Source organism: Pseudomonas sp. NPDC087690, from assembly GCF_044743175.1.
GTDB lineage: Bacteria > Pseudomonadota > Gammaproteobacteria > Pseudomonadales > Pseudomonadaceae > Aquipseudomonas.
The window spans coordinates 1-10187 of record NZ_JBIUVX010000069.1 but is presented as its reverse complement, the minus strand read 5'-3'; the positions used below and the strand labels follow the sequence as shown (position 1 = coordinate 10187).

General features: G+C 57.8%; 9 protein-coding genes. 1 reads left to right on the top strand and 8 read right to left on the bottom strand.

Annotated elements, in window-relative coordinates; translation table 11 throughout:
- The 5 genes from tpiA to rlmE form a co-directional block, all read right to left on the bottom strand.
- The coding region (gene tpiA / locus ACIPIZ_RS28580) for a triose-phosphate isomerase (RefSeq protein WP_401168837.1) at window positions 1-714 on the bottom strand (714 nt) is incomplete at its 3' end.
- A 65-nt stretch (window positions 715-779) separates the two neighbouring features.
- Complete coding sequence (glmM, locus tag ACIPIZ_RS28575; protein WP_064387884.1) at window positions 780-2117, bottom strand: phosphoglucosamine mutase; 1338 nt, start codon at window positions 2115-2117, stop codon at window positions 780-782.
- Window positions 2118-2133: 16 nt separating this feature from the next.
- Window positions 2134-2985 (bottom strand): dihydropteroate synthase, encoded by an 852-nt coding sequence (folP, locus tag ACIPIZ_RS28570; RefSeq protein WP_064387883.1) that lies wholly within the window; start codon window positions 2983-2985, stop codon window positions 2134-2136.
- 8 nt (window positions 2986-2993) lie between these two features.
- Window positions 2994-4901, bottom strand: a complete 1908-nt coding sequence (gene ftsH / locus ACIPIZ_RS28565) for an ATP-dependent zinc metalloprotease FtsH (RefSeq protein ID WP_401168833.1) — start codon at window positions 4899-4901, stop codon at window positions 2994-2996.
- A gap of 202 nt (window positions 4902-5103) precedes the next feature.
- Window positions 5104-5733: a 23S rRNA (uridine(2552)-2'-O)-methyltransferase RlmE gene (gene rlmE / locus ACIPIZ_RS28560; RefSeq protein ID WP_064387881.1), complete on the bottom strand. Its 630-nt coding sequence runs from the start codon at window positions 5731-5733 to the stop codon at window positions 5104-5106.
- A 101-nt stretch (window positions 5734-5834) separates the two neighbouring features.
- Here rlmE and ACIPIZ_RS28555 point away from each other — a divergent pair, with 101 nt between their 5' ends.
- Window positions 5835-6143, top strand: a complete 309-nt coding sequence (locus tag ACIPIZ_RS28555; RefSeq protein WP_064387880.1) for a YhbY family RNA-binding protein — start codon at window positions 5835-5837, stop codon at window positions 6141-6143.
- Window positions 6144-6152: 9 nt separating this feature from the next.
- Here the strand turns inward: ACIPIZ_RS28555 and ACIPIZ_RS28550 are convergent, their stop codons facing one another.
- The 3 genes from ACIPIZ_RS28550 to carB form a co-directional block, all read right to left on the bottom strand.
- Window positions 6153-6557: a hypothetical protein gene (locus ACIPIZ_RS28550; RefSeq protein ID WP_064387879.1), complete on the bottom strand. Its 405-nt coding sequence runs from the start codon at window positions 6555-6557 to the stop codon at window positions 6153-6155.
- 28 nt (window positions 6558-6585) lie between these two features.
- Complete coding sequence (gene greA, locus ACIPIZ_RS28545; protein ID WP_064387939.1) at window positions 6586-7062, bottom strand: transcription elongation factor GreA; 477 nt, start codon at window positions 7060-7062, stop codon at window positions 6586-6588.
- Between the two features lie 2 nt (window positions 7063-7064).
- The coding region (gene carB / locus ACIPIZ_RS28540) for a carbamoyl-phosphate synthase large subunit (protein ID WP_401168829.1) at window positions 7065-10187 on the bottom strand (3123 nt) is incomplete at its 5' end.

Genomic DNA, 10187 nt, shown 5'->3' with positions numbered 1-10187 from the left:
ATTCAGGTAAGCTCCACCAATGAGCCCCCCATCGATATCCGGCATGCCGAACAGTTCGACCGCATTGGCCGCCTTCACGCTGCCGCCGTATAGAAGCCGCACACCTCGTGCGACTTCAGAATTCTCTGCCGCCAGCTGCTCGCGAATGGCTTTATGCACATCCTGCGCCTGCTGCGGCGTTGCAGTCAGTCCGGTACCAATAGCCCAGACCGGCTCGTAAGCAATCACTGCCTTGGCAAAAGCACCTACACCCAGCTCCTCGATGATACTGCCCAGCTGACGCCCGACAACCTCAAGAGTTTTTCCGGCTTCGCGCTGCTCTAGGGTCTCCCCTATACACAACACCGGAATCAAGCCGCATGCCTGTGCCGCTGCGAACTTGCGATTCAGCATCCCGTCTCGCTCACCCATTATCTGGCGGCGTTCGGAGTGCCCGACAAGCACCAGGGAACAACCTGCATCCACCAACTGACTCGGTGCAATCTCACCGGTCAATGCACCTTGCATCGATTCCACCGCAGAGTTCTGCGCGCCGACCGAGATCGACTTGCCTTTCAAGCCATCAATCACTTGATTGATATACAAGCAAGGCGGGAATACCGCGACATCAACACCGCTTGGCAAGGCCAGATGACGAAGGCCGTTGATCAGCTCAGCGACGCTGGCGCGGGTACCGTGCATCTTCCAGTTACCAGCTACCATAGGGCGACGCATGCTGTACCTCGTCGGTCAAAGTGGGCGCAGATGTTACCCAACACAATCATGCCTTGCAAGCCGTATCAGGCAGAAACTTCACTTACCAGTTTTGCCAGCTCTTCGGCATAACCGCGAACCTGAGCTTCGTCCTCGCCTTCGACCATTACGCGCACCAGAGGCTCTGTCCCGGACTTGCGCAAAAGCACTCGACCGCGACCCGCCATAGCCTGGGTTACACGCGCACTGGCTTCCTTGACAGCCGGATGCTCAAGCGGACTTTCGCCACCACCAAAACGCACATTGATCAACACCTGAGGACACTTGCGCAACGCCTGACGCGTTTGCGCCAAACCTTCATTACGGGTCTTCAAGGCCATCAGCACTTGCAAAGCTGCGATGATCGCATCACCGGTCGTGGTGTGATTGAAGCAAACGATATGCCCCGAATTCTCGCCGCCGACCAGCCAGTTGCGCTCGAGCAACTCGGCGATCACGTAACGGTCGCCGACATTGGCACGAATAAATGGAATCGAAAGCTCTGCAAGCGCGAGCTCCAACCCCAGATTACTCATCAGGGTGCCAACCACGCCGCCCTGCAATTTCCCGCGCTCATGCAGATCGCGAGCAATGATGAACAGCAGCTCATCACCATCAACAATGGCACCGGTATGGTCGACCATCAAAACCCGATCGCCATCGCCATCAAAAGCGATACCCAGATCGGCGTGCTCTGCCAGCACCGCAGCCTGCAACTGCCCCATATGGGTCGAGCCACAATTCTCGTTGATGTTCAGACCGTTAGGCTGGGCTGACAACACGACAACTTCCGCACCCAACTCCCGGAAGACACTCGGAGCTACCTTGTAGGTCGCACCATGCGCACAGTCGATAACGATCTTGAGGCCAGAGAAACTGGTGCCCGTTGGCACGCTGCTTTTGCAAAACTCGATATAACGACCTGACGCATCGTTGATCCGCGACACTTTGCCGATCTTGCTTGATTCGACCACGGTCATCGGGGTATCGAGCAGCTCCTCGATCATCAGTTCCAGCTCATCCGGTAGCTTGGTGCCTTTACCGGAGAAAAACTTGATGCCGTTATCGTCATGCGGGTTGTGCGAGGCACTGATCACGATACCGGCCTCAGCCTGGAACGTGCGCGACAGGTAAGCGATGGCCGGCGTCGGCATAGGACCCAGCAGCATCACATCGGCACCGGCCGATGTCAGACCAGCCTCAAGTGCCGACTCGAACATATAACCGGAAATTCGCGTGTCCTTGCCGACCAGCACTTTGCAGGCACCCATCTTGCGAAACGCCATGCCGGCAGCCCAACCGAGCTTGAGCATGAAGTCAGGAGTAATCGGGTATTCTCCGACCCGGCCACGAATACCGTCAGTACCAAAGTATTTCTTGCTCATAAGTGCTCCGTCATTCTTATTCGGCTGATTCCACGGCCGCGATCATCCGCACCACGTCTACCGTTTCCGCCACATCATGGACGCGCAATATACGCGCACCCTTGACGGATGCCAGTGCCGCCAGTGCAAGACCACCATGCAAACGCTCACCCACCGGGCGATTCAGGGCATGGCCGATCATGCTTTTTCGGGAAACACCTACCAAAAGAGGTCGACCCAACGCGTGCAAGGCTTCCATATGCTTGAACAAGCTTAGATTGTGCTGCAGGGTTTTGGCGAAACCGAAGCCAGGATCAAGGATGATGCGCTCGGCCGGAATTCCCGCCTGCGCACATTTAGCCATACGAACGGCAAGAAACTCGGTCACCTCGCGGGTGACATCCTGATAGTGCGGGTCGTCCTGCATATCGCCGGGCTCTCCCAGCATATGCATCAGGCATACCGGCAAGCCTGTGGCTGCAGCCGCATCCAAAGCCCCATCGCGCTGAAGCGAACGGACATCGTTGATCAACCCGGCACCCAGCCGCGCAGTTTCGCGCATGACGGCTGGCGTCGAAGTGTCGACCGAGATGATCACATCCAGCTCACGATTGATCAGCTCGACGATCGGCGCCACACGCTCAAGCTCTTCTAGCGGCGACACCGCGCGCGCACCCGGCCGGGTTGACTCGCCGCCGACGTCGATAAGCGTCGCTCCCGCCTCCACCATGGCTTGCGCGTGACGCAAGGCTGCATCGAGCTGGCTGTATCGGCCACCATCAGAGAAGGAATCAGGGGTTACATTGAGAATGCCCATGACATGCGTCCGGGCCAAATCAAGAACCCGGTTGCCGCAAGGCAACCGGGTCAGGGACTGTACAGAAGTCATTTCAAACCTTAAACGTCAGCAGCCGGACCGCCAATCGGTGTTTCCGGACGCTCATCCCGAACCACTGGAGGTGGAGGCGTACCTGTACCACCCGACCAGTCGCGGGGCTCGCGAGGCGCGCGACCCGCCATGATGTCGTCGATCTGCTCAGCATCGATCGTCTCGTACTTCATCAGCGCGTCAGCCATGGCGTCGAGCTTGTCACGGTTGTCCGTGAGGATCTGCTTGGCTGTGCCGTAGCACTGATCAATGATGCTGCGCACTTCGGAGTCGATCAGCTTGGCTGTCTCACCGGAGAAACTGGCAGCCTGACCGCCACCGCCGCGACCGAGGAATACTTCACCCTCTTCTTCGGCGTACATCAAAGGACCGAGTTTTTCCGACAAGCCCCACTTGGTCACCATGTTCCGTGCAATCTGACTGGCACGCATGATGTCGTTGGAGGCACCGGTGGTTACACCGTCGAAGCCCAGAGTCATTTCTTCAGCGATACGACCGCCGTAAAGCGAGCAGATCTGACTGATCAGCGCGCGCTTGGACAGGCTGTAGCGATCTTCTTCCGGCAGGAACATGGTCACACCCAGCGCACGACCACGCGGGATGATCGACACCTTGTAGACCGGATCATGCTCAGGCACGACGCGACCCACGATGGCGTGACCCGCTTCGTGATAAGCGGTGTTCTGCTTCTCTTTCTCGGACATGACCATGGACTTGCGCTCGGCGCCCATCATGATCTTGTCTTTGGCCAGTTCGAACTCTTTCATTTCAACGATGCGCTTGCCGCTGCGTGCAGCGAACAGCGACGCCTCGTTGACCAGGTTGGCCAGGTCAGCACCGGAGAAGCCCGGAGTACCACGCGCGATTACGGCCGGAGCGACGTCGTCACCCATTGGCACCTTGCGCATGTGAACCTTGAGAATCTGCTCGCGACCACGAATATCCGGCAGCCCGACCACCACCTGACGGTCGAAACGGCCCGGACGCAGCAGCGCCGGGTCGAGCACGTCAGGTCGGTTGGTTGCAGCGATAACGATAATGCCGTCGTTCATCTCGAAGCCGTCCATCTCAACCAGCAACTGGTTGAGGGTCTGCTCGCGCTCGTCATGACCACCGCCCATGCCAGCGCCACGATGGCGACCGACGGCGTCGATTTCGTCGATGAAGATGATGCAAGGCGCGTGCTTCTTGGCCTGCTCGAACATGTCACGAACACGGCTGGCACCAACACCAACGAACATCTCGACGAAGTCAGAACCGGAGATGGTGAAGAACGGAACCTTGGCTTCGCCGGCAATCGCCTTGGCCAGCAAGGTTTTACCGGTACCCGGAGGACCGACCATCAGCACGCCGCGAGGAATGCGGCCACCCAGGCGCTGGAACTTGCCCGGATCACGCAGAAACTCGACCAGCTCGCCAACTTCTTCCTTGGCTTCGTCGCAACCGGCAACGTCAGCCAATGTGGTTTTCACCTGATCTTCGGAGAGCAGGCGCGCCTTGCTCTTGCCGAAGCTCATCGGCCCGCCCTTGCCACCAGCACCACCCTGCATCTGGCGCATGAAGAACATGAACACCGCGATGATCACCAGGATCGGGAAGCTGGCCACCAGAAGCTGGGTCCAGATGCTTTGCTGCTCAGGCTGCTTGCCTTCAACCACAACGTGGTTGTCGACCAGATCGCCGATCAGGCCATTGTCCTGAATCGCCGGACGAATGGTCTTGAAGCTGTCGCCATCGTTGCGCTTGCCGGTGATTACATAGCCATCAACCGCTACGCGTTCGACCTTGCCATCCTTGACCTGCTGGATGAAGTCGGAATAGTTGAGGGTCTGCGGCTCGTTAGGGCTGGAGAAGTTGTTCATCACCGTCACCAGGACAGCCGCGATGATCAACCACAGGATCAGATTCTTTTCCATATCTGTCAATTAACTACCCTCTGAAGCAAGCTCCGCTACTGGCGCGCGCTTCGCATGATATTCACCGGCCTAACTTACTACATTACCTACGACTCTGGCAGGCGCCGTCTGTAACCCTTTGTGAAACACTTTCTACACAATATTCGTTAATGCTAGCCGGGCGAAATACTAAAAACCTATCACCCCGCATAAAAACCTCGTATTACTCGTTACGCCCGCGATACCCCCAAGCCAGCATGTATTGCTCGCGGGAGCTACCACGAGAGGAGTCCGGCTTGATCATCTGGATCTTGTCGAACTTCTTGCGAGCCTCCTTCAGGTAGACATCAAACCCCTCGCCCTGAAAAATCTTGATCACGAAATTACCACCGGGCTTGAGGATCCGCTCCGCCAGATCAAGCGCCAACTCGCAAAGGAACATGGCTTTTGGCATATCCACTTCAGGCGTACCACTCATATTGGGGGCCATATCGGAAATCACAAGGTCGACCTGCGAATTACCCACGGCCTCAAGGATCTGCGCGAGCACTGCGTCCTCAGTGAAGTCACCCTGAATGAAAGTCACGTCAGGGATGCTGTCCATTTCCAGAATGTCCGAGGCGATCAAACGCCCCTGACCGCCGATCAGACGACTGGTAACCTGCGACCAGCCACCGGGGGCTGCACCCAGGTCGACAACGCTCATGCCAGGACGGATCAGCTTGTATTTCTCCTGGACTTCCAGAAGTTTGTAACTCGCACGCGAGCGGTAGCCATCCTTCTGCGCTTGCTTCACATAAGGATCGTTGACATGTCGTTTCAGCCAACCAAGGCTTGTCTTGGAACGCGCCATTGGGCACCTCGATGATAAGGGTCGTGATTAATTGGGCGGATCCACGAACCCTCGGGTAAAATGGCCGCCATTTTACAGAATCCAGACGAAAGGGTCAGATTATGCCGCTCACTCCAGAGCAGAAGAAACAGTACAAATCCATTGGCCACCACCTGAAGCCGGTTTTGACGGTGGCTGACAACGGTTTGACTGAAGGTGTTTTAGCCGAATTTGAACGCGCCCTGGCGGATCACGAGCTGATCAAGATCAAGCTCAACATCCTCGATCGCGAGTCGCGCCTGGCGCACATCGCAGAGCTGTGCAAGGTTGGCAAAGCAGACCTGGTACAGGTCATCGGCAAGATGGCACTGGTTTACCGCAAGAACTTCAGCGCCAACAAGCAGCTGTCGAACGTTCATCGCTTCAAGTGATGACAAGGGTCAAGGGTGTGCTTCGCGCACCCTGCCACTCCATCCCGGCACCGGCTGCATCACCAGCACCAGCCCGGAAAATCCCAGAACCAGATAACTGAACACCTGCCAGCGCTGCGCATCCGGCCAGCCGACACGCACTGCGACAAACATCGCACACGCATACAACGCCATCAGCAGCACCTGACCGCGAAAATCCCGCCATAGACTGGCAAGGCCCTCGGCCTGTACCAGCACCAAAGCCTGAAAAATAACGCACGCGGCGGCAAAACCCACCACCAGCAGTTCAAATGCACTGGCGACTTCATCGATCAGCAACGGTGCCAGGCCAATCTTGCCCAGCGCCGGCTGCAAACCGAGATGAATCAGCCATAGACCGCCGACCCAAAGCATCTGGGTCAGCTGCCAAAGCATGGCGCCCGCATGCAGCGGGCGCCCTTTTTCAGATGTGACGGACTTCGACAATCTCGTACTCGATCACGCCACCAGGCGTTTTCACAGCGACCACATCGCCCTCTTCCTTACCGATCAAGGCACGGGCCAAAGGCGAGCCGACGGAAATCTTGCCGAGTTTGAAGTCAGCCTCGTCCTCACCCACGATGTGGTAAGTGACGCTTTCATCGGTCTCGACGTTGGCGATTTCGACGGTAGTGCCGAAAATCACCTTGCCGGTGTGAGGAATGGTCGTGACGTCGATAATGACCTGATTCTGAATCCGGCCTTCGATATCACGAATCCGCGCCTCGACCATGCCTTGCTGTTCGCGCGCAGCATGGTATTCAGCGTTTTCTTTCAAGTCACCCAACTCGCGGGCCGTACCGATGTCCTGGCTGAGCTTCGGACGTACGACCTTGGTCAGGTGAGTGTGCTCTTCTTCCAGGGCGCGAGCGCCCTGAACAGTCATTGGGTACTTGGTTATGCTCATGCCTTCAATCCTGCGTGTAGATCCTGCAAGCGGCGCACGGTCTTTTCCGGACCGAACTTCAGCGCTTCACAGATAGCTTCGCCAGCAGCAATGGTGGTGGTGCAGTAAATCTTGTGCTGCAAGGCATTACGACGAATGGAGTACGAATCAGCGATCGACTGACGACCTTCGGTGGTGTTGATGATCAAGGTGACTTCGTCATTCTTGATCATGTCGACCACGTGCGGACGCCCCTCGGTCACCTTGTTCACACGGCGCACTTTCAGGCCTGCGGCTTCGATCAGCTTGGCAGTCCCGGCAGTGGCAACCACTTCGAAACCCAAGTTGATCAGATCACGGGCCACGCCTGCAACCAGTGGCTTGTCGTCGTCGCGCACGCTGATGAATGCAGTACCGCCGGTCGGCAGCACTTCGCTGGCGCCCATCTGGGCTTTGGCGAATGCTTCACCGAAGGTGTCACCCACGCCCATCACTTCACCGGTCGACTTCATCTCTGGGCCGAGGATCGGGTCAACGCCAGGGAATTTGGCGAACGGGAAGACCGCCTCTTTCACGCTGTAGAAGTTCGGGATGATTTCTTTTGTGAAGCCGATTTCTTTCAGGGTTTTACCAGCCATCACGCGAGCAGCGATCATGGCCAGGGAAACACCGATGCACTTCGATACGAACGGTACGGTACGCGAAGCGCGCGGGTTGACTTCGATGACGTAGATGTCTTCGCCTTGCAGCGCCAACTGTACGTTCATCAGACCGACAACACCCAGCTCCAGGGCCATTTTCTTGACCTGTTCGCGCATCTCGTCCTGGATATGCACAGGCAGCGAGTACGGCGGCAGGGAGCACGCGGAGTCACCGGAGTGAACGCCAGCCTGTTCGATGTGCTGCATGATTGCGCCGATGACGACGTCTTTACCGTCGCAGACCGCATCCACGTCCATTTCGATGGCGCAGTTGAGGAAGTGGTCGAGCAGCACCGGGCTGTCGTTGGACACTTTCACCGCATCACGCAGGTAGCGCTTGAGCTCTTCTTCTTCGTAGACGATTTCCATTGCGCGGCCACCCAGTACATAGGATGGGCGCACCACCAGCGGATAACCGATCTTGCTGGCGGCACGAATTGCTTCGTCTTCGCTGCGCACGGTGGCGTTAGGCGGCTGACGCAGATTCAGACGCTCAACCATTTGCTGGAAGCGCTCACGGTCTTCAGCGCGGTCGATCGCATCAGGGCTGGTGCCGATGATCGGCACGCCAGCGGCTTCAAGAGCGCGCGCCAGTTTCAGCGGAGTCTGGCCGCCGTACTGGACGATTACGCCTTTCGGCTTCTCGACGCGGCAGATTTCCAGCACGTCTTCCAAGGTTACCGATTCGAAGTACAGACGGTCGGAGGTGTCGTAGTCAGTGGAAACGGTTTCCGGGTTGCAGTTGACCATGATGGTTTCGTAGCCGTCTTCGCGCAGCGCGAGAGCAGCGTGAACACAGCAGTAGTCGAACTCGATGCCTTGGCCGATACGGTTCGGGCCACCGCCCAGAATCATGATCTTGTCGCGACCCGACGGCGCGGCTTCGCACTCTTCTTCGTAAGTCGAATAGAGGTAAGCGGTGTCGGTGGCGAACTCGGCGGCGCAGGTGTCAACGCGCTTGTAGACAGGGAACACTTCCAGCTTGTGACGGTGCGTGCGCAGATTCTTCTCGGTCACGCCCAGCAGCTTGGCCAGACGCTGATCGGAGAAGCCTTTGCGCTTGAGTTTGTACATCAGGTCGCGGTCGATGGCGGACAGACCGAGGGTCTTGACCTTCTCTTCGTCCTTGATCAGATCTTCGATCTGCACCAGGAACCACGGATCGATCATGTTCATGCCGAAGATTTCTTCGACAGTCATGCCGGCGCGGAAAGCGTCAGCGACGTACCAGATACGCTCGGCGCCCGGCACGGTCAGTTCGCGCTTGAGCACGCTCATGCTTTCCGGGTTGCTCAGGTCAAGCTTCTCGTCCAGACCGCAAACGCCGACTTCCAGACCGCGCAGAGCTTTCTGCAGGGATTCCTGGAAAGTACGGCCGATAGCCATGACTTCACCGACCGACTTCATCTGAGTGGTCAGGCGCGCGTCTGCCTTGGCGAATTTCTCGAAGGCGAAACGTGGCAGCTTGGTGACGACGTAGTCGATCGACGGCTCGAAGGACGCCGGGGTCTTGCCGCCGGTGATGTCGTTCGACAGTTCGTCGAGGGTGTAGCCTACAGCCAGTTTGGCCGCGACTTTGGCGATCGGGAAACCGGTGGCTTTCGAAGCCAGCGCCGAGGAACGCGATACGCGCGGGTTCATTTCGATCACGACCATGCGGCCAGTGTTCGGGCAGATACCGAACTGCACGTTGGAACCGCCAGTCTCGACGCCGATCTCGCGCAGTACCGCCAGGGAGGCGTTACGCAGGATCTGGTATTCCTTGTCGGTCAGGGTCTGTGCGGGAGCCACGGTGATCGAGTCACCGGTGTGCACGCCCATCGGGTCAAAGTTTTCGATCGAGCAGACGATGATGCAGTTGTCCTTTTTGTCGCGGACAACTTCCATCTCATATTCTTTCCAGCCGATCAGCGATTCGTCGATCAGCAGCTCTTTGGTCGGCGACAGGTCCAGACCACGGGCGCAGATTTCTTCGAATTCTTCACGGTTGTACGCGATACCACCACCGGTGCCGCCCATGGTGAAGGAAGGACGGATGATACACGGGAAGCCCAGGGTTTCGAGGACCGCGTTGGCTTCTTCCATGCTGTGGGCGATGCCGGAACGCGGGCACGCCAGGCCGATGGATTTCATCGCCTTGTCGAAACGCGAACGGTCTTCAGCCTTGTCGATGGTGTCGGCGTTGGCGCCGATCATTTCTACGCCGAACTTCTCCAGAACGCCTTCGCGCTCCAGGTCCAGGGCGCAGTTCAGAGCGGTCTGGCCGCCCATGGTTGGCAGCACCGCATCCGGACGCTCTTTTTCGATGATCTTGGCAACAGTCTGCCACTTGATCGGTTCGATGTAGGTGGCGTCGGCCATGTCCGGGTCGGTCATGATGGTGGCCGGGTTGGAGTTCACCAGGATGACGCGGTAACCCTCTTCGCGCAGGGCTTTGCA